Below are 19,201 nucleotides of genomic sequence, written 5' to 3' on the forward strand. Positions count from 1 at the left end.
TGGAGGATGCCGACGAGCCGCTTGGCGAAGTCCAGGCCCCACGTGGACTCGCCCGCCGACCGCTACCGTTGGCGAGTCTGCCTGATCCCTCGAGCCACGGACCCGCCAATATTCATCAGGCCCCGCTTTCGATTTCCGATACGAGTGGGCCGCAATCGAATCGGATGCCTTGCCGCTTCGGTCGCCGCCATCATCACTCGGACGGGCTTGTGCCGAAACGCGGAATCCTGCTGGTAGAAGCGGAGTTTCCGGGGCAGCAACTGATGCGCCGCGTTGGCGAGTGCCGGCCTTATCCACCATTCGTGGGTTTCACGCGGTCGCCAAATCGAAAACCGTTCTGCTGTTTCGATCCCGTGGGACGCGGTAGCCGGTGATTGGGTCGGGACCCGGAAAGATCCCCGTCGAAGGAGATGAGAGCTATGGGTTCATTCGGATTCGATGCCGGCGTCGCGATGACCGCTGCCGTGAGGTGGATCGAGTTGACGTTCGGCGTCAATCTGGGCGTCCAGTGATGCCGCGCTGAGCACCGCCGGCCGCTCTCCCGCTATATGTCGAAGGAGGGCAGCACGATTCGTCGCATCAGCTGCCGGACTCGAGCCGCTCTCGCCGTTCGCGCGCGGAGTGCAGTTGCCGCACCGCAACGCCCGTATCGCGAAAAGATCGGCGGATCGCGTTGGCGTAACGCCGATTTCGGTGCCGAGACGCGTACCGCGGAGACCGGTGGAACCGACTCCGGTGGTACGGCCGCGCGAGACAGCTGAAGACTCGGTCGTGACAACTCGTCACATCGAGGCACGACGAGTCTCCGGACGCAACTAGGCCCTGACCGGTACTACGCTGGTCAGGGCCTAGTTCTTGCGGTGCCCTCGGCAGGAATCGAACCTGCGGCCTTCTGCTCCGGAGGCGGTATGCCCTTCAGCAGGTCAGAGTGCTGTTGAGGGCTGTTCGTGCGATCTATGTGCTACATCAGTTCTTGACCACGATCGACTTCGGCAACGGCGCGGCGCTTCCGCGCGCAGCGAGCTTGCTCAGCTCTGCGGCGATCTCCTTATCCCGGCCGTCGACCGCATGGAGATAGCGCAGCGCCGCTGCATCCGAAGCATGTCCAAGCCGCTTCTTCAGATCCGCGAGCGTAGCTCCGGTGGATGCCGCCAACGTCTGCCCAGTGTGTCGCAGATCGTGGAACGTGACGGAGGCGCCGGCGCGAACTCGGGCGCGCGCGAATGCTTTCCGGATCGCATCGCCGCGCATCCGGCTCCCGTCCCGGCTCACAAACAGCCACTCGTTGCCTGCCCACTGCTCCAGATGCTCGACCATGTACGGCCGCAGGTGCGGTGGGATTGATACGGATCGGGTGCCCGCATCGGTCTTCGGGTCCTTGTCGAACTTGCGGGGCGATTCCAGCAACTCGACACGATTGCGGCGGATCCAAACCTCATTCGCTTCCAGGTCCAGATCCACAACGGCAAGTCCGCATATCTCCCCGCGGCGAAGTCCGCACCAGGCCGCCAGCAGCACAGCGGCCCGGTATCTCGGAGTGATCTGCTCCACCAACTCCGCGACCTCAGCGACAGAGGCGACGGGGCGCTCCTTGGCTGTATCGGCGCCTGCCCCTTTGATATTGAACGGGTTGGAGCGGATCGCATTGTCGCGGATCGCGCAGTTCATCACGGTCCGGCCGAATCGGTACGACTGCGCGATAGCTACCCGGCCACCAGGGCCCGCGAGAGCCCTGGAGTGCCATTCGCGAACTACCGGACCAGTGATCGCGGCCAACGGTAGGTCGAGCAGGTCGACCATGTGCAGCCGCATGTTTCGTCGGCAATCCTCGGCCCATTTCTCGCCGACATCCGGGTTCGTACGAAGATAGGCGTCGGCGTAGTCGCGGAACTTCTGCCGACCGAGGTTCTCGTTGATCCACACACCCTTGCTGATATCGGCCTCGACATTGACCAGCCACCGATCCGCGTCGGTCCGTGTGCGGAAGGTATGTGGAGCATTCTGCCGCTCGCCGGCCGGGCCGATGAAAGACGCCTGAAAGCGTCCCGAGGGCAGCTCTCGCACCGATCCGAACCGGCGCCGCTTTGACTTCTTCGCCATCAAGCCGTCACCTGCCCGCCGCTCCAGCTCACCGAGACTGGATCTACTCGGCCGGATTGGGCGAACTCCTCCAGGTCGTTTACTGAAAACCGAACGTGCCGACCAACTTTGTAGAAGACGATCCGCCGTTCGGCCACCAGTCGGCGGATGAACCGCTCGGTGGTCCCGAGGTAGTCGGCGGCTTGCGGAACACCCAAGTACTTCGTCGGGGTGCGGTTTTCTCCACCAGTCATGCTCGGGACCTCCTTTCGTACGCATCGCCGTTCGCGATGAGGTGAGTGATGGTGGTAGCGAATCGGGATATCTGGGTGACCGGCACCGCGTGAGTTTTCGGACGCAGCCAGTCCCGCTGGCGGCTTGCGGTCGACATCACTCGGCAGGGTCGGCAGCAAACCGGCAGGTTTGGGCAGGTGCTGTGGCCTGCCCGCCCTGTGGTGCGCACCACCCGAGCGGCTGCGCACCACTGCTGCGCGCAGCCTGCCGGGTAGCGCACTGTCCGACGTCGCCACACAGACACCTCAGTGCCTCCAGCGTGCCCGTGCCCGTGCCCGATGCGCTGGCGCGCACCACTGTGGGCATCGGTGCGCACCAGTGATTTCCACAGGTCCAGCTGCTTTCGCCGGATCAGGTCGAGCTGCGTACGCACCGATGTGCCATCCGACGGTGCGTAGCGGTGCGCAGTCCGGTGTCCGCCGGTACCGGCGGTGCTCACGCTCACGATGCCTGCCTCTGGGGCCGGTCGATGCTGCGTCGTTCGATCACGTTCGTCAGGCTGCGCATCCGGACGCGAGTGTTCGGTGGCAGCTGCTCGGTGGTGTACAGGCGCTTGATGGTGCGTTTCAGTGCGCTGCCGATGCGCTCGGTGTCGTACACGTACAGCAGCGCATCACCCGGCGGCATCGCCTTGACCGCGGCGAGAACGGTTGATTCCAGGCGCGCGGCGTTCTTTTTCAGGGTGAGTTCGACTTCGACCGACCACCACTGCTCGCCCTGCCGGTACCGGCCGTCGTGCACGTGCGGCAGAGACCTGCCCGCCTGCCCGTGGGCGGCCACGACCATGCCCGTGCTACTCATTCGCAGGCCCGTCTGGCCGACGCGCAGGTTCGTGGTGCTGCCTATCGGCGAGTTCTTCTTGCCCACGTGCATGCCCGCGCCCCGCCATGCGCTGCGCCACAGGTCTCGCTCCGGCACCCACAGATCGGCGTCCAGCCCGCACAGTGCGGCACGGACCCGAGCAACGTGGACCTTGTGCACGATGTTGTCCCGCGTCGCTGTCCACGGCCGATACGGCTTGCGTCCCAAGTGCCGTTCGACCTTCGACGGTCGCAGCCACATCACCGTGTATGACTCCGCAGGCCATCCACCTGGGCGGATGTTCTCGCATTTGATGTAGTTGAAGTCGTCCCGCCACTCCTTCATCAGGCGATAGGCGTGACGCTCAGTGATCCCGCAAGCCGCCGCAATCGCGGTGAGGTCGGCGCACCATTGTTGGGCGAGGAATCGCATCACTTGGTCGTCGCGGTCGTTCCAACCACGAGTTTTCTTGTTGGTCATGGGTTTTCGTCCTCCTCGTGGTCGTTGGGGATGAATTCGGTGCAGGTGTAGTCGCCGGGGTGGGCGTCGGTGAGGCCGAACAGCCATTCGCTGGGTGTCTTGTCCTGCGCGATGGATTCGCACAGGATCGGGCAGAACTGGGTTTCGTTCTCCCAGTCCTCGCGTTCGCACCGGTAGCACCAGTTCTCGGCCCAGAGTTCGAATTCGGTGCTGTTGCCGAACGGGCGCGGGTCGTGCATTCCGGCCGCGATCTCTGCCGGGCTACGCACGAGACACCACCTCGTTCTCGACCTCCTCAATTTCGTGCTCGAAACCGGACAATGCGCTGGTCACAGGCTCATCTCCCATGCCCCGGCACGCTCCGGGCTGCTCGGCCCGGCCGCGAACCGCGGTCGGGTTTGTTCCGGCATCACCGGTGGTTTCGGGGTCGGTACTGCGGTGAGGTGACGAACTGTCACACCCGGGTGACGAACTGTCACACCCGCCTGTGTCGGGGCTGTGGTAGGGGCCGACTGTTCGGGGCGGGATGGTGTCAATTCCTGCGGGGTGATGAAGTCGTGCACCCGAACCGGGTCGCGGTGCACACCGTGGGCCAGGACCCGGACCATGCGGGGCGGGGTCTGGGTTGCGTGCTGGTAGTGCTCGTACGCGGACAGCAGGGCGCCGTCGGCGGCCAGCACTACATCGACTTCGGCCCAGAACCGGCGTGATTGTCCCCGTTTGCCGTTCTCGACCATCGAGAGCAGCGTGCGGTCGAGCTGGCATTCGTCCGCGACCTGCTTCGCGGTGAGCTGCGCGGTATCGCGGTAGTGCCGCAACAGCGCCCCCAGCTCCCGTGAGGTGTTCGGCGACCGCGTCAACTCCTCGGCCCCGGACTCCGGGGCGTGCGCGGGCTCCGTGCGGGTAGGTGCGGCGGCCGGTTTCGTCTGTGCGGCACCGGGTTCGGCCGGGGCCTGGCTTTGCCGGATGGCGGGTTTGAGCAGTGCTGCGGCGGTGTGGCCGGGGAACATCGTCTCCAGCACTTGGCGGCGGAACGGATCGCGCTGCAGGTCCGCGGCACCGCTGAGCCACATCCGGTACGCCTCCCGGCTGGGCACGTACCCGGCCGCGTTCGGATCGATCTGCCGCGCGGCCTGGGTGAACGCCCGCCGGAACGCGGGATACTCCACCATCTTCTGCTGCCGCAACAGCGCTTGCAGCATCGTTTCCCGCTGCCCGCCGGTGGTCGGGGCGCTCACCGGTCCAGCTCCCACCCTGCGGGCTGGCCGTCGCCGATCCAGCTCATCAACTCCCGCGCCGGCGCGGGCTTCTGCTCGGCCCACGCCTGCCGGTGAGCGAACGCGGCGGGCCGGAACGGATCGTTGAGTTTGGCTACGGTCCCGGCCCGGTATCCGGTCTGTTCGGCCGGTAATCCCATGCTGCGCAACCGGTCCCGGCTCGCCAGGGCCTTGCGCAGGTCGGATTCGGGGATGCCCTGCTGCACCAGATCGGCCACGACCAGGTTCGCCAACCGCTCCCGTGAGTGATCCACGCTCGCGCGGTGCTCGCGGCCGTCGGCCTGCTTGTCGGGGACACCGAAATCGGTCTCGGATCCTTCCAGCCCAGCGGGTGCTCCGAAATGACGTCGTGGCATTACCAGGCCCCCGGCCGCTGCGGGAACAACTCGGGGTCGACCAGGCGCACCACGGACCCTGCTGGGACGCTGGTGTCGATCGGCCACGCGGTGCGGTGCACGCGCCGGTAGGCGTCGCGCATCTCCAGCGCCGAGCAGATGTCGTCCTCGCTCACGCCCTGGCGCTGCAGGTCATCGAGGATCATGCCGGTGCGCACCGCCCGGATGCGGTACGCCGCTGTCGCCTGCGGGGTCGACAGCTGGCGCACGCCATCGGGCTCGCGGTCGACCGGTGTCGCCTGCGCTATCGACTCGGGCTGTGCGCTGTCGCCCGGCTGTCGACCAGGCGACACTGCGGGGCGGGCGGGGCGACGGCTGTCCAGGCTCACCACCTGGGCTACCTGGGGCCTGGTCGTTGTCGGATCGGTCATCGCCCGACCCCGCTTCCGGCCGCGGCCGGTACCGCGTCCAGGTTCGTGACCTGGATCGGTTCGGTCGGTTCGGGCTCCCACTCGCCGCCCGCGAACGGCCGCAGGGCGGCGGCCACGCGAACCACGGACTCGGGAACGCGGCCGGTGGACTCCCACACCCGCACCGCTTCCGAACGGATACGAACCGACCGGATATCGCCGCAGGTCAACACGGACAGGCGTTCCGCGAACGCGGCCAACCCCAACCCCGACACGCGCCGCGCGGCCACCAGGAGCTCACGCCCGCTCGGCGAGAAACCCTCGCCTCCCAAGGGGTTCGGATCGAAGATAGACAGACTTACACTGGACATGCTTCAGGGACCTTTCGTCGCTGAGGTAGGGAAATAGCTGAAGCGGCTGGAACCGCTTTGGTGCTTGGGCTCCCCGGTAGCTGGACACTGCCGGGGAGCTTTTCTATGCGCTGGTGGTGTGAACCGCCAGTGACCTCAACTTACCGCACTTATCCATACATGTCTAGTGTTTCCTAGGTAGCTATGGCCTGCTGATGGTCTCCTAGACATCCTCGATAAACTGGAGCCGTGGCTGACCAACTGACCGATCCGGATGACCTTCGACCGACCTATCTTCGGATTGCGGATCAGCTGCGCGCCGAATACGTCGCCGGTGGTCAGCTGCCGTCTGCGCCGAAGTTGGCAGGCGAGCTTGGTGTCGCGAAGGAGACTGTTCGCGCCGCTATAGACGTGCTCCGGCAAGAAGGGCTCGTTATCTCGTGGCAGGGCAAGGGAACGTTCTACCGCGTACCCAGCGGTGACGACGTTGCGGGTGACGATGCCGACGGCGTCGTACTACGCCGGTTGGATGAAATCATGACTCGGCTTGACGATTTCGAGGCGCGATTGGTCGCGCTTGAGAACTCTCAAGCCGCTGAAGACGATCGGTAAGGCTGTCGAGCCGCGCAAGGATAATCGCCAGACGCTCCTTGATTGGACGCTCTGCCGGACTGTTGCACATCGCCATTCACCAAGGAAACCGCCGTACCCGTGCCGTCGGGCCATGTGAATGCACATGTGAATTCGTGAAAGCCTATGCGCCTGATGGGTTATCACGCGCACATTGGTTCATGACACGTCATGGAGAATGCCGGGCATCTCTACCCGGCACCGTACCTGCCCGTGTAGTTCCGGGGGAGAGGGGCTACGCCACGAGTCCCAGAAGATTCAACGCATCGGCGTTGAAGTCTGCGACTTCGTTCACATCCGCGTAGGGCTTCAATGCGCGCTGAAGGTCGCCCACGGCCTCGAGAGAGCGGGATGAATTCACCGATGCAGCGAGACGAACAACTACTTTCGCCCGTTCAGCGGCGGCATCGATCTCGTTCCTCTGGATGTGAGCCATGGCGACCGCGGCTTGGCTCATGCTGCCTCGCCGTGCTCGGCGTTGGTCCAGACACGCGCTGATCGAAATCGAGGCGAACCGCTCCAGCTCTTGCGGCACACCGAGATCGCGGAAGCAGTTCGCCGCCTCGCCGAAGAAATATGCACGGTCGATGAACTTGGCCCATTCCGGCTCGCTGTCGTGATCGACTGCGGCAAAAGCCTTTTCGGCTCGGGCAATCGATTTCGTCGCCGCCGCTTCATCGCCGAGCTTCGCCAAGGCTCGAGCCTCGAGGATGCTCAAATCTGCGTAGCATGCGGCAGATTCCGCCGGCGCGATGCCATGCAGTCCGGCCCGTGCCAGTGCGACCGCTTCATACGAGTGACCGAGCAAGTTGGCTTGGTCGGCCATTCCGGCCAAGACGTGAGCGCCGAGCACCGAATCGCCTGCGGCCTGGGCAAGTCGTAGTGCCTGGATGAGGTACCGCTGCGCCAAACCGTGCTCGCCGTCGTCGTATGCCATCCAGCCGATGAGATACGCCTGTTCGGCGGCGGCGTCGTACAAGGCTGCCTGGACATCTGGCTGGTGTTCGCGTCGGATCAACGGAATCACCGTCGTGTTCATGTAGCTGACCAGGGCTGCTCGCGCATGGCCGCCGCCGCGCATGACGTCCATCTCCTGAAAGAGGCTGAACATATCGCGGATACCCGCGACTTGATGCATTCCGATAGCGCGGGCGCCGCGGTCCGAAGTGACTTCCTCGAAGGTCGCCAGTAGCCAATCGCGGCTGGGGCCTGCCAGCGCGGCCAAGATGAACGGTGCGTTGAACTGACCAGCTGCGTGAGCCACGCCAAGATCACGGAGGGTATCGAGGGTCGAATCTGCATCGTGCGGATACTGCAAGCCGCGTGCTGCCAATGACTCGCCATCCTCCATATTGATGTCGGCAGGGCGAACGGGCCGACCAAGCCGCTCCGAGAGCACTCGGCAGATCAATCCGGGCGCGATTCCTCGGGGCTGTTGCCCTTGCTTCACCCAGCGGCCGACGGCGGTGTAGTCGTATCTGAGTGCCTGGCCTTCGTCTGCTCCGAAGTCGTTGACCCGCTTGGCGAGTCCGGCCCAGGAAATACCGGCTTCCTTGATGAGATCGCGAAGTGCATCGTTCGGTTCAGCCATGCCGGGGGTCCATCCTCTTGAAGACGTGCCGTGTCCGACGCCCGCCTGCGCCTGTTGCCCACGATAATACGGCTTCCTGCCGACGCCATCGCGCCCACCGGTCTTCCCCGGTGCCGGTCATCTCTTCCCCGGACTCCCAACCGTTCTGATCTCTCGAACGTGACCAACTGCCCAACTCCCCTTGTGCCGGTCCTCTCTCCGTCTCGTCGCTACCTCATCTAGTAATCACTCTGCAAACCCTTGATACGCCCCCGTTTTCCCCGCCCACCAGCCTTCACCACACAACTTGCCGTGCCTGCCTGCGAAGGGTCACTAAATGCGCCCGCAGGGGGTGTTTAGTGACCCTTCGCAGGCAGGCACGGCGCCCCCGGCGAACCAGCTGGTGGGCGGGGGAAACGGGGGCGCACAGGCCGATGTCAACTCATTGACACCGAGAATCCTCCCTTACGCATGACTTAATGCGACATCAATCGCCTCTGAGAGGCGGCCATCATCCCGGTGACCGGCCCATCTTATGAAGACGATTGGAGCGGGTCCGGGCCAACTTGATATTGGCAGAGGATCCGCATACGCAAAATGATTCGCGACTACGATCACTGGTTGCCGTTCTACGGCTGCCATCGCTTCGAGTCGCCGCATATCTTTCAGGCTGATGCCTTGCCTGTAGTATCTAATTACTATGGCTACGGATTTTCCTTCGGTCACAACAAAGTAGTCGGCGATGCCATTTTCTAGCGGTGGGGTTTCGATAACGGTGTATTCGGGTTTCAGGCGAACTATTGTGCGGTATACTTCCTGCGCGTAATTGAAAGCCTTTTCCATCCGTGCGTATCGCGGAGGTTGCTGCTGTGTCGCGTCGACCTGCTTGATGGTAGCTTCGTCCACCTTTATATCTAGGTAGCGTTCTGCCAAACGTAAAAACCCGGTCAGGGTGGTCTGATGATAAGGCTGGTCCGTCTTCGTCGCCATCTCTGCACGTAGTTCGGGGCGAGGTCCTAGCATCTTGTCGTCGGGCCCTTTTTGATACCAGTCCTCCTTTTCGTCGTTGGTAACGAAAAAAAGTGGCAGGCTGCTGCTTTCTGCGAAATCCAGCAGTTCGCACCAGATGAGGTAGTCGCCTTCGGGTCTAGCCTTCTTGTTCGGCCCCTCGGCGTCCTTATATCCAGGTGGTATACGTTTTGCGTAGCGTTTCGAAGCCTCCGCTACTCGCTCTCTCAGAATTGTTTCACTGGGTTTCTGGCCGATTTTTTTCGGTGTGTCGAAAAGTGCATCCAGTGCAGCACGTACTGGATCTCCATCGCTGATGGTTTTGAAGTCGATAACGTGCTCTTTAGCGAGTTTGGAAAGTTCCTCAGAAAGTGAATCTATGAGTTCCTCAAGTTTTTTGACCGGTATTCTTCGAACTCTCGGATCGGATATCTGCTGCTCAAATTTCGCCTTGAGTTGGCGCCCGTGCTTGGCCGTTTCCTCTGCAAGCTCGGTATAGACTCGACTCTGATCGTACGCATTGCTCAACCGATGGCGCTGGTATTCAAGGCATACTTGGTATGGCAGCCATAGCCGATCGCGAATAGATGGTGCCGCTAAAGCAGACAACACCTGTTGGCGCTGTTGGTCACCAAGCCGGTACAGGTGGTGCAGCACATTGGCGTCGAGCGCGATTGACCCAGTCTTAACTACAGCGCGGAGGGTCTGCTCGTCTGGCTGGTACCACTCTGGGAATGCGTGTCTCATTCCTACCCTACCTACCTTGGGCTAGAAGCCGCCGTGTGAACCGGTTGTGTGGTTTACCCCATGGCCGCAGCTGGACGTGCACAACTCCGGCGGCCATCTGGGCAGTTTTCTCCTGCGAGCTGTGCGACACACGTGCGATAGGCGTCGGCAAAACGTGGCGAATGGCGGTCACTCAGGGGCACTCCATCCGAGCTGACTCTTCGTTGCACAAAGCCGCCTACCAGCAATTTGGTAGGCGGCTCATGTGCCCTCGGCAGGAATCGAACCTGCGGCCTTCTGCTCCGGAGGCAGACGCTCTATCCCCTGAGCTACGAGGGCGGGGATGGACCCGCTCGTCCGTTGTCCGATCGGGCTGGGAAAGCGTATCGCATCCGGGGCTGTGCGCCAAAAAGCGCGTTTCAGCGCGGGTCAGGTCGTGGGTAGCGGGGTGGCGTCGCGGGCGGCGAGGAGTTGGGTCATCAGGGTGATCTCGCCCTGCTGAGTGGTGTTCATACTCGCGGCCAGGGTGCGCACCGCGTCCGTATCGGCGTGGGTGCTCGCGTAGGTGACCATGGCGACTCCGCCCTGGTGGTGCCGAAGCATCAACTGCAGGAACAGGGTGTCCTGGGCGGGGCCGGTGAGTTGGCGCAGCTGGTTCATCTCCGCGGCGGTGGCCATACCGGGCATGGATTGCGCCGGGCCGGTGGGCATCGAGTGCATCGACATCGAAGCGTGCATTGTCGCGTGGTCGGTCATCCAGCCCATGTAACCGTCGGGATCCACGCTCGGACGCTCCCACAGCTGCAACCAGCCCTGCATCCGCCCGGCCTGATTCTGCTGGGTGGTGAGAATGTCGTAGGCCAGCCGCTTCACCTCGGCATCGCTGCCGCCGGACAATTCGAGCGCGGCCATCTGCACCGCTTGCGCATGATGCACCGACATGTCCTGGCAGAAGCCGACATCGACCGCGTTGGGTGCGGCATCACCGTTGTGCTGCAACGGGATTCGCGCGATCACGCCGACCGCGAATCCGGTCAGCAACAGGCACGCCGCGATCAGCGCCGGCAATGTCGTGCGGCGTCGCGGGGGATCCCCGCCCTGGCCTGCGTCCTCTTCGGCGTCGTTGCGAGCCGCATCGAGATCTCCGGCCGGCTCGGCGGCGCCCGCCACCTCGTGGGGGCGGTTCGTGTCCTGCTCGGTGGCGGTTACGTCCGAGCGGTTCGGCTCGGCAGCCTGGGCGGACCGGGACATCGCAACCTCGCCGACGTCGGTTGACGTCACGTTCTCGTCGAGGCCGGTACCCGCCGATCGACCGGTGGCATCGCCGATCCTGGCCGACTCGGCGGCGCCCGCCACGTCGCGTGGGTGGTTCGTGTCCTGCTCGGTGGCGGTTACGCCCGAGCGGTTCGGCTCGACGGCTTGGTCGGACCCGGACGCCGCAACCTCGCCGGCGTCGGTTGACGTCACGTTCTCGTCGAGGCCGGTATTCGCAGAACTGTCGGTGCCATCGTCGTTTCCGGCCGGCATCTATCGCCCCGTGCCCGGGGCGAACTGCCCGCCTCCGGAAGGCATCGGAATGCCCGGGATCCCGCCCGGCAACGCGCCGCCCATTTCGCTGAGATCCGCCCGCAGTCCCTTGCCGTCCATGGGAACCGCGTCCTTTCCGGGGGGAGTGGGGTCGAATGCGGGCGGGTTGTCGGTATCGAAGGTCGGGTTGGCGCAATCCGCGCCGACCTCGGGGTAGGTGTACTGGTTCAGGCGCAGGGCGCTGACGAATTCACCGATGCGCTTGTCCTCGGCGCTGTCCAGTTTCAGCTGATGGCCCCAGGATTGCAGCGAGACGGCGTGATCCAGGCCGGGATAGGGCGACATCAGCATGGCAGGCTTGCCCTGCACCCGCTGCTTCAGCGAATCCAGGGCGGCGCCGGTGACCTTGTCGGGGTTGTAGGCGATCCAGATCGCGCCGTGCTCGATCGAATGCACCGCGTTCTCGGTGCGAATCGCCTTGCCGTAGACAACGCCGGTGCAGGTTGCCCAGGACGCGTCGTGCGGGCCGCCCATCGGCGGGATCATATCGTAGGCCACCCGCTGGGTCGCCGAGACGTGCAGCCCGGCCGGATAGTCCTTGCGCACGACGCCCGGAATACCGGTCGAGGGATCCTTGTTCTCAGCGGTCGGGGTGAACTTCTGCGCATCGGCTTTCTGCTGATATTTCGGCACCAGGTAGATTGCCAGTGCCGCGACCAGCGCGACGATCACCACGACGCCGCCGACGATGGGCCACTGGACGCGCCGTCCGCCGGGAAGTTTCGCACCGCCTCCCGATTTGCTCGCGGGAGCGGACCGGGCGGCGGCACGAATGGCCTTGGCCGATTTTGCGCTGGTGTTCGGCATCGCTGATGGGCTCTCTTCGATCGGTCGGCGGATCCGAGTCCGGGAAACCCACTGGCGGCGCCCCCCTGCTCGAACCATAGGATAGTTACTCGTGACTCCAGTTGACCTTGCAGATCTCCTTCGTGCTACCGCCGCGAAGGTGCTCGTGGAACGTGGATCGGACCCGGCGGTCCTGCCCGACGAGGTCACCGTGGAGCGTCCGCGCAATCCCGAGCACGGTGACTATGCCACGAATGTGGCCATGCAGGTGGCCAAGAAGGCCGGAATGAATCCGCGCGAACTCGCCGGTCTGCTCGCCGAGGCGCTCTCGGCCGCCGACGGTATCGACACCGCCGAGGTGGCCGGCCCCGGATTCCTCAACATCCGCCTCGCCGCGGCCGCCCAGGGCGCGATCATCGAGAAGATCCTCAGCGCCGGTGAGCGCTACGGCACCGCGGACACCCTGGCGGGCGCGAACATCAACCTGGAATTCGTCTCCGCGAATCCGACCGGTCCGGTTCATCTCGGCGGCACCCGCTGGGCGGCGGTGGGCGATGCCCTCGGCCGTATCCTGATCTCCCAGGGCGCGCAGGTGACCCGGGAGTACTACTTCAACGACCACGGCGCGCAGATCGACCGTTTCGCCAACTCCCTGGTAGCCAAGGCCACCGGTGCGCCCACCCCGGACGACGGGTATGCGGGCGCGTACATCACCGAGATCGCCGACACGATCGTCGCGGCGAATCCGGGCGCGACGGAGCTGCCCGAGGCACAGCGGCACGAATTGTTCCGCCGCGAGGGCGTCGAGCTGATGTTCACGCAGATCAAGGCGTCCCTGCACAACTTCGGCACCGACTTCGACGTCTATTTCAACGAGAGCGCGCTGTTCGAATCCGGTGAGGTCGAGCGCGCCGTGGCCACGCTGAAATCCTCCGGGAAGCTGTACGAGAAGGACGGCGCGTGGTGGATCGCCTCCACCGAATACGGTGACGACAAGGACCGCGTGGTCATCAAGAGCGATGGCAATTCCGCCTATATCGCCGGTGATATCGCGTATTTCCACAACAAGCGGTCGCGCGGATTCAACCTGTGCATCTACATGCTCGGTGCGGACCACCACGGCTACATCGGCCGGCTGAAGGCCGCCGCGGCCGCCTTCGGTGACGATCCGGCCACCGTCGAGGTGCTCATCGGCCAGATGGTGAATCTGGTGAAAGACGGTGTGGCCGTGCGGATGTCCAAGCGCGCGGGCACCATCGTCACGCTCGACGACCTGGTCGACGCGATCGGCGTCGACGCCGCGCGGTACTCGCTGATGCGCTCCTCGGCCAACAGCAACATCGATATCGACCTGGACCTGTGGACCAAGCAGGAGAGCGTCAACCCGATCTACTACGTGCAGTACGCGCACGCGCGCACCTGCCGGATCATCGAGAACTCGCAGGCATTCGACTTCGCCTCGGTGACACCGGATTTCGCCGCGATGACCGCGGACCGCGAGGGCGAGCTGATCCGCACGCTCGGCGAATTCCCCCGGATCGTGGCCACCGCCGCGGAGATGCGCGAGCCCCACCGGGTGGTGCGGTACCTGGAAGAACTGGCCGGTGTGTACCACCCCTTCCAGTCCGACAACGAGATGCGCGTCCTGCCGCAGGGCGACGAGCCGCTGACCCCGCGGCACGCCGCGCGGCTGGAACTGGTGAAGGCGACGCGGCAGGTGCTGCGCAACGGTCTGTCGTTATTGGGCGTCAGCGCCCCGGAGCGCATGTGAATTCGCGCCGTACTCCGATGGATCCGGCCGGATATGTTGTCCGGCAGGCTCTTTCGATCACGCCCGAGATGGGCGGGGAGTTCCGTGCAGCGCGGCACGGAGATGAGTTTGTACCGAGGAAGGGATCATTCGTCGTGAGCGAGCGAACCACGGGTGCGGCCGCGCTCGTGCCCGAGACGAGCGTCGGCGCGGCGCCGGCTGCCGTCGAGGCTGTGCTGTGAGCGCGCATCCGGCCGGGCCGCGGCATGCCGAGATCCCGCATGCCCCGAATCTTCCGGAGCGGCCGAAGGATCCGGCGCAGCTGATCGATCTGCCCGCGAACGTCTGGCCCCGCAACGCCGCTCGCGACGCCGACGGCGTGGTGCGGTTGGCCGGTGTCCCGGTGTCCGAACTCGCCGAGCGGTTCGGCACCCCGCTGTTCGTGGTGGACGAGGACGACTTCCGTTCCCGGTGCCGCGATATGGTGCGCGCGTACGGGCCCGATGCCCGAGTCCACTACGCCTCCAAGGCTTTCCTGTGCGGTGAGGTGGCGCGCTGGGTCCGCGACGAGGGCCTGTCCCTGGACGTGTGCTCCGGCGGCGAACTCGCGGTGGCCCTGCACGCCGGATTCCCGGCCGAGCGAATCGCCTTGCACGGCAACAACAAATCGGTCGCCGAACTGGACGCGGCGGTGGCGGCGGGGGTGGGCCACGTCGTGGTCGACTCGCTGATCGAGATCGACCGCCTGGAGGCCGCGGCCGGCCGCGCCGGTGTGGTGCAGGACGTGCTCGTGCGCGTCACCGTCGGCGTGGAAGCCCATACGCACGAATACATTTCGACCGCACACGAGGACCAGAAGTTCGGCTTCTCGATCGCGGGCGGCGACGCGATGGAGGCGCTGGCGCGGGTGTTCGAGGCGCGGAATCTGCGTCTGGTCGGCCTGCACAGCCACATCGGCTCGCAGATCTTCGATATCGACGGTTTCGAGATCTCCGCGCGCCGCATGCTGCGCCTGCTGCGCGAGGCGATCGAGAAGTTCGGCGTCGAGCGCACCCAGCAGATCCACACCCTGGATCTCGGTGGCGGACTGGGCATTTCGTATCTGTCGGGGGACGACGCGCCGCCGCTGGACGAATTCGCGAAGAAGGTCCGCCATCTGGTGCGGTCCGAGTCCGCCCAGATCGGCCTGCCCACCCCGACCATCGCGATCGAACCGGGCCGCGCCATCGCCGGACCGGGCACGGTCACGTTGTACGAGGTCGGCACGATCAAGGACGTCATCCTGGACGCGGGCGCACAGCGCCGCTACGTCAGCGTGGACGGCGGCATGAGCGACAACATCCGCCCGGCGCTGTATCAGGCCGAATACGACTGCCGCCTGGTCTCGCGGTCCAGCCAGGCCCCCGGGGTCGTCGCCCGTGTGGTCGGAAAGCATTGTGAGAGCGGCGATATCGTGATCCGCGACACCTGGATGCCCGAGGACGTCGGTCCGGGCGATCTGATCGCCGTCGCGGCGACGGGCGCCTACTGCTATTCGATGTCGAGCCGCTACAACCTGTTGACCCGCCCGGCGGTGGTCGCCGTGCGCGACGGGCAGGCGCGTCTGATCCTGCGTCGCGAGACGGTGGAAGATCTGTTGAGTTTGGAGGTGCAGTCATGACGGACCGGGAAAACCACTTCGGATCCGATCATCCGATCGGCGTCGCGGTCCTGGGCATGGGAAATGTCGGCACCGAGGTCGTACGGATCATCCAGGAACAGTCACAGGACCTGCGCCAGCGCGTCGGCGCCCCGCTGGCTTTGCGCGGGGTCGCGGTGCGCCGGATCGACGTGGACCGTGGCATCGATCCCGAGCTGCTGACCACCGACGCGCAGGCCCTGGTCACCCGTGACGACGTGGACCTGGTCGTCGAGGTGATGGGCGGTATCGATCCGGCCCGCGCTCTGATCGGCGCCGCGCTCACGGCGGGCAAGTCGGTGGTGACCGCGAACAAGGCGCTGCTTGCCGACTACACCAGTGAACTGGCAGCGGCCGCCGAGCACAGCCGCGCGGATCTGTATTTCGAAGCCGCCGTGGCCGGGGCCATCCCGGTGGTGCGCCCGCTGATCCAGTCGCTGTCCGGTGACCGGGTCAATCGGGTCGTCGGAATCGTCAACGGCACAACGAATTTCATCCTCTCGGCGATGGACGAGACCGGCGCGGACTATCACGCGACGCTCGCCGAGGCTACCCGCCTCGGTTATGCCGAGGCCGATCCCACGGCGGACGTCGAGGGTTTCGACGCCGCCGCGAAGGCCGCGATCCTGGCATCGCTGGCCTTCCACACCCGGGTCACCGCCGCGGACGTCTATCGCGAGGGCATCTCCCGGATCACCGCCGAAGATCTCGAGACCGCCGCGGCCGTCGGTTGCACCGTCAAGTTGCTGGCGATCTGCGAGCGGGTCCCGGCAGGGCCGGATATCCCCGGATCCGCGCAGGGCGGCAAGGACCGCATCTCGGTGCGGGTGTATCCGGCGCTGATCCCGCGTAAACATCCGCTGTCCTCGGTGAACGGCGCGTTCAACGCCGTGGTCGTGGAGGCGGAGAACGCGGGCCGGCTGATGTTCTACGGCCAGGGCGCCGGCGGCGCGCCGACCGCGTCGGCGGTGATGGGCGACGTAGTGATGGCCGCGCGAAACAAATTCTTCGGTGGTCGCGCACCGGGCGAATCGGTTTATGCTGAGCTGCCGATCGCGCCGATCGGCGATACACCGACCCGCTACCACGTGAACTTGAAGGTCGCCGATCGCACCGGAGTTCTGCAGGCGGTCGCCGGGGAATTCGCCCAGCACGGTGTCAGCATCTCGACCGTCCGCCAGGAGGGACAGGACGAGGGCGCGCGACTGGTCGTGGTCACCCACCACGCGACCGAGTCGGCACTGGCAGATACGGTGGCCGCGTTGGCCGAATTGGAATCCGTCACGTCCGTGACCAGCGTTGTGAGATTGGAAGGCACCGAGGAATGAGTAAGGCAGGAGTGCCGATTCCCGCGGTACACAAGCCCTGGCCGGGGCTGATCGAGGCATATCGCGATCGTCTCGCGGTCGGCGCGGACTGGGAGACGGTCACGCTGTACGAGGGCGGTACGCCCCTGGTGCCCGCGCACCACCTCTCCGAAATCACCGGATGTGAGGTGTATCTCAAGGTCGAGGGTCTGAATCCGACGGGGTCCTTCAAGGATCGCGGGATGACCGTGGCGATGACCGATGCCAAGGCGCGCGGCCAGAAGGCGGTGCTGTGCGCCTCCACCGGCAACACCTCGGCCTCGGCCGCGGCGTACGCCACCCGGGCGGGGATGCACTGCGCGGTGCTGATCCCGCAGGGCAAGATCGCGATGGGCAAGCTGGCCCAGGCGGTCATGCTCGGCGCGAAGATCATCCAGGTGGACGGCAATTTCGACGACTGCCTCGAGCTCGCGCGCAAGGTGACCTCGGATTTCCCGCAGGTCGGCCTCGTGAATTCGGTGAATCCCGCGCGGATCGAGGGCCAGAAGACGGCCGCTTTCGAAATCTGTGACGCGCTCGGCCGCGCCCCCGACGTGCACGCGCTGCCGGTCGGCAACGCCGGGAACATCACGGCGTACTGGAAGGGCTACAGCGAGTACCACGCCGACGGCCTCACCACCGCCAGCCCGCGCATGCTCGGCGTGCAGGCCGCGGGTGCGGCGCCGCTGGTCAACGGCGCGCCGGTGCAGGACCCCGAGACGATCGCCACCGCCATCCGGATCGGCGCACCCGCGTCGTGGAACAGCGCGGTGGCCGCCAAGGAGGAATCGGGCGGCGCGTTCCGCGCAGCCACCGACGAGGCGATTCTCGAGGCGTATCGCCTGGTCGCGGGTACCGAGGGCGTCTTCGTCGAACCCGCTTCGGCGGCCAGCGTGGCCGGGTTGCTGGCCGCGCGCGCGGAGGGCTGGCTGGATTCCGGGCTGACCGTGGTCTGCACGGTGACCGGTAACGGCCTCAAGGATCCCGACACCGCGCTGTCGGGTATGCCGCAGGTCCAGGCGATCGCGGTCGACCCGGTCGCGGTCGCCCACGAGCTGGAACTGGCCTGAGTTGGCGCGGGAAGGGCAACGTGAGCGAGTGAACCCTGTCACAACGCCCGCGCGGGTCGAACGGCACGACCCCGCTGCGACCCGAACCCTGCCGGCGGGACTGTGCGTCACGGCGCGGGTGCCCGCGTCCAGCGCCAATCTCGGACCCGGTTTCGATTCGCTGGGAATCGCGCTCGGGCTGTACGACGAGATCGTCGTGCGCACCACCGATTCCGGGTTGACAATCCGGGTCGAGGGTGAAGGCGCGGACGATGTTCCTTGGGGCCCTTCACATCTCGTGGTCCGCGCGATCGAACGCGGCCTGCAGGCCGCGGGCGTCTGGGCAGACGGCCTGGATGTGGTGTGCCACAACGTGATTCCGCATTCGCGCGGGCTGGGCTCCTCGGCCTCGGCGGTGGTCGGCGGACTGGCCGCGGGCTGCGCCCTGGCCGCGAAATTCGATCCGGAAATCAGCTGCGGCGAAGCCGAATTGGTCCAGCTGGCAGCGGAATTCGAGGGACATCCGGATAACGCCGCGGCCAGTGTGCTGGGCGGAATCGTGGTGTCCTGGACCGAGGACGACGAGGTCGCCGACGGTGAGCGGCCGGGTCGCGGGTATCGCGCCGTGCGGCTGGATCCGCACGCTCGGCTGCGGGCGTTCGTCCTGGTTCCGGAGGATCGCTCCGCGACCTCGCATACCCGCGGGCTGCTTCCCGAAACGGTGCCGCACGGCGACGCCGCGTTCAACGCCAGCCGGGCCGCCCTCGCGGTAGTGGCCTTGACGCAACGCCCTGACCTGCTGCTTCCCGCTACCGAAGATCGCCTGCACCAGGGCTACCGCGCCTCGGCGCTGCCGGTGACGACGACCTGGATCGCCCGGCTGCGCGAGGCCGGGATCGCCGCGACGGTATCGGGTGCGGGCCCGACCGTACTGGCGTTGACCACCGGTGAATTTCCCGCAGAACTGCGTGAACGCGCGATTGCCGAGGGCCTGCGGGTGCTCGAACCGGCAATTTCCGATGGTGTGCGAACCGATTGACGGCGT

18 protein-coding genes and 1 tRNA gene are annotated in these 19,201 nt (G+C 65.5%); 6 read left to right on the forward strand and 13 right to left on the reverse strand.

The genetic code is table 11. The annotated features are described in order from the left end of the window. Positions 1-966 precede the first annotated feature (966 nt). The 8 genes from AC5WS7_RS27185 to AC5WS7_RS27220 form a co-directional block, all read right to left on the reverse strand. Complete coding sequence (locus AC5WS7_RS27185) at positions 967-2,100, reverse strand: tyrosine-type recombinase/integrase (protein WP_495957473.1); 1,134 nt, start codon at positions 2,098-2,100, stop codon at positions 967-969. Continuing rightward, positions 2,100-2,333 carry a helix-turn-helix domain-containing protein gene (locus tag AC5WS7_RS27190; RefSeq protein ID WP_495957415.1) on the reverse strand — a complete coding sequence of 78 codons (234 nt, stop codon included), beginning with the start codon at positions 2,331-2,333 and terminating at the stop codon, positions 2,100-2,102. The genes AC5WS7_RS27185 and AC5WS7_RS27190 overlap by 1 nt, the downstream gene beginning before the upstream one ends. A 481-nt stretch (positions 2,334-2,814) precedes the next feature. Beyond that, positions 2,815-3,654, reverse strand: a complete 840-nt coding sequence (locus AC5WS7_RS27195; protein ID WP_495957416.1) for a hypothetical protein — start codon at positions 3,652-3,654, stop codon at positions 2,815-2,817. Further along, on the reverse strand, positions 3,651-3,923 hold the full coding sequence (locus tag AC5WS7_RS27200) for a hypothetical protein (protein WP_495957417.1): 273 nt from the start codon (positions 3,921-3,923) through the stop codon (positions 3,651-3,653). The genes AC5WS7_RS27195 and AC5WS7_RS27200 overlap by 4 nt, the downstream gene beginning before the upstream one ends. 60 nt (positions 3,924-3,983) lie before the next feature. Further along, entirely contained in the window at positions 3,984-4,892 is a 909-nt protein-coding gene (locus AC5WS7_RS27205; RefSeq protein ID WP_495957418.1) for a helix-turn-helix domain-containing protein, read from the reverse strand. Next, the gene (locus AC5WS7_RS27210) at positions 4,889-5,287 is read right to left on the reverse strand and encodes a hypothetical protein (RefSeq protein WP_495957419.1); all 399 of its coding nucleotides are present in this window, start codon (positions 5,285-5,287) and stop codon (positions 4,889-4,891) included. The genes AC5WS7_RS27205 and AC5WS7_RS27210 overlap by 4 nt, the downstream gene beginning before the upstream one ends. Then, complete coding sequence (locus AC5WS7_RS27215) at positions 5,287-5,697, reverse strand: hypothetical protein (RefSeq protein ID WP_495957420.1); 411 nt, start codon at positions 5,695-5,697, stop codon at positions 5,287-5,289. The genes AC5WS7_RS27210 and AC5WS7_RS27215 overlap by 1 nt, the downstream gene beginning before the upstream one ends. Next, entirely contained in the window at positions 5,694-6,047 is a 354-nt protein-coding gene (locus AC5WS7_RS27220) for a hypothetical protein (protein ID WP_495957421.1), read from the reverse strand. The genes AC5WS7_RS27215 and AC5WS7_RS27220 overlap by 4 nt, the downstream gene beginning before the upstream one ends. A 228-nt stretch (positions 6,048-6,275) precedes the next feature. Here AC5WS7_RS27220 and AC5WS7_RS27225 point away from each other — a divergent pair, with 228 nt between their 5' ends. After that, on the forward strand, positions 6,276-6,638 hold the full coding sequence (locus tag AC5WS7_RS27225) for a winged helix-turn-helix domain-containing protein (protein WP_495957422.1): 363 nt from the start codon (positions 6,276-6,278) through the stop codon (positions 6,636-6,638). Positions 6,639-6,891: 253 nt separating this feature from the next. On the opposite strand, the gene AC5WS7_RS27230 is transcribed toward AC5WS7_RS27225, so the two are convergent. The 5 genes from AC5WS7_RS27230 to AC5WS7_RS27250 all read right to left on the reverse strand — a co-directional run bounded on the left by AC5WS7_RS27230 (position 6,892) and on the right by AC5WS7_RS27250 (position 12,354). Further along, complete coding sequence (locus AC5WS7_RS27230; protein WP_495957423.1) at positions 6,892-8,247, reverse strand: NsdA family TPR-like regulatory protein; 1,356 nt, start codon at positions 8,245-8,247, stop codon at positions 6,892-6,894. Between the two features lie 444 nt (positions 8,248-8,691). Next, positions 8,692-9,981, reverse strand: coding sequence for a PIN domain-containing protein (locus tag AC5WS7_RS27235; RefSeq protein WP_495957424.1), 1,290 nt, complete (start codon positions 9,979-9,981; stop codon positions 8,692-8,694). A gap of 245 nt (positions 9,982-10,226) precedes the next feature. Beyond that, a tRNA-Arg gene (locus tag AC5WS7_RS27240) sits at positions 10,227-10,299 on the reverse strand. 90 nt (positions 10,300-10,389) lie between these two features. Beyond that, positions 10,390-11,427, reverse strand: a complete 1,038-nt coding sequence (locus tag AC5WS7_RS27245) for a DUF305 domain-containing protein (protein WP_495957425.1) — start codon at positions 11,425-11,427, stop codon at positions 10,390-10,392. A 60-nt stretch (positions 11,428-11,487) separates the two neighbouring features. Then, positions 11,488-12,354: a thioredoxin-like domain-containing protein gene (locus AC5WS7_RS27250; RefSeq protein WP_495957426.1), complete on the reverse strand. Its 867-nt coding sequence runs from the start codon at positions 12,352-12,354 to the stop codon at positions 11,488-11,490. A gap of 91 nt (positions 12,355-12,445) precedes the next feature. Between AC5WS7_RS27250 and argS the strand changes: the two genes are divergently transcribed. The 5 genes from argS (at position 12,446) to thrB (ending at position 19,195) form a co-directional block, all read left to right on the forward strand. Next, positions 12,446-14,104, forward strand: a complete 1,659-nt coding sequence (argS, locus tag AC5WS7_RS27255; RefSeq protein WP_495957427.1) for an arginine--tRNA ligase — start codon at positions 12,446-12,448, stop codon at positions 14,102-14,104. Between the two features lie 217 nt (positions 14,105-14,321). Further along, positions 14,322-15,743, forward strand: coding sequence for a diaminopimelate decarboxylase (lysA, locus tag AC5WS7_RS27260; protein ID WP_495957428.1), 1,422 nt, complete (start codon positions 14,322-14,324; stop codon positions 15,741-15,743). Further along, entirely contained in the window at positions 15,740-17,089 is a 1,350-nt protein-coding gene (locus tag AC5WS7_RS27265; protein WP_495957429.1) for a homoserine dehydrogenase, read from the forward strand. The genes lysA and AC5WS7_RS27265 overlap by 4 nt, the downstream gene beginning before the upstream one ends. Then, positions 17,086-18,177, forward strand: a complete 1,092-nt coding sequence (gene thrC / locus AC5WS7_RS27270; protein WP_495957430.1) for a threonine synthase — start codon at positions 17,086-17,088, stop codon at positions 18,175-18,177. Before AC5WS7_RS27265 ends, thrC begins: the two co-directional genes overlap by 4 nt. A gap of 28 nt (positions 18,178-18,205) precedes the next feature. Then, on the forward strand, positions 18,206-19,195 hold the full coding sequence (thrB, locus tag AC5WS7_RS27275) for a homoserine kinase (protein ID WP_495957431.1): 990 nt from the start codon (positions 18,206-18,208) through the stop codon (positions 19,193-19,195). The last annotated feature ends 6 nt before the right edge of the window (positions 19,196-19,201 follow it).

The sequence above is a fragment of the Nocardia sp. PLKS1-43 genome (assembly GCF_059510335.1).

Bases quoted from the DNA above. Each gene is read 5' to 3' on its own strand.
- AC5WS7_RS27185 (WP_495957473.1), bottom strand. From the start codon at position 2,100: ATGGCGAAGAAGTCAAAGCGGCGCCGGTTCGGATCGGTGCGAGAGCTG.
- AC5WS7_RS27190 (WP_495957415.1), bottom strand. From the start codon at position 2,333: ATGACTGGTGGAGAAAACCGCACCCCGACGAAGTACTTGGGTGTTCCG.
- AC5WS7_RS27195 (WP_495957416.1), bottom strand. From the start codon at position 3,654: ATGACCAACAAGAAAACTCGTGGTTGGAACGACCGCGACGACCAAGTG.
- AC5WS7_RS27210 (WP_495957419.1), bottom strand. From the start codon at position 5,287: ATGCCACGACGTCATTTCGGAGCACCCGCTGGGCTGGAAGGATCCGAG.
- AC5WS7_RS27215 (WP_495957420.1), bottom strand. From the start codon at position 5,697: ATGACCGATCCGACAACGACCAGGCCCCAGGTAGCCCAGGTGGTGAGC.
- AC5WS7_RS27220 (WP_495957421.1), bottom strand. From the start codon at position 6,047: ATGTCCAGTGTAAGTCTGTCTATCTTCGATCCGAACCCCTTGGGAGGC.
- AC5WS7_RS27230 (WP_495957423.1), bottom strand. From the start codon at position 8,247: ATGGCTGAACCGAACGATGCACTTCGCGATCTCATCAAGGAAGCCGGT.
- AC5WS7_RS27235 (WP_495957424.1), bottom strand. From the start codon at position 9,981: ATGAGACACGCATTCCCAGAGTGGTACCAGCCAGACGAGCAGACCCTC.
- AC5WS7_RS27250 (WP_495957426.1), bottom strand. From the start codon at position 12,354: ATGCCGAACACCAGCGCAAAATCGGCCAAGGCCATTCGTGCCGCCGCC.
- AC5WS7_RS27265 (WP_495957429.1), top strand. From the start codon at position 15,740: ATGACGGACCGGGAAAACCACTTCGGATCCGATCATCCGATCGGCGTC.
- thrC (WP_495957430.1), top strand. From the start codon at position 17,086: ATGAGTAAGGCAGGAGTGCCGATTCCCGCGGTACACAAGCCCTGGCCG.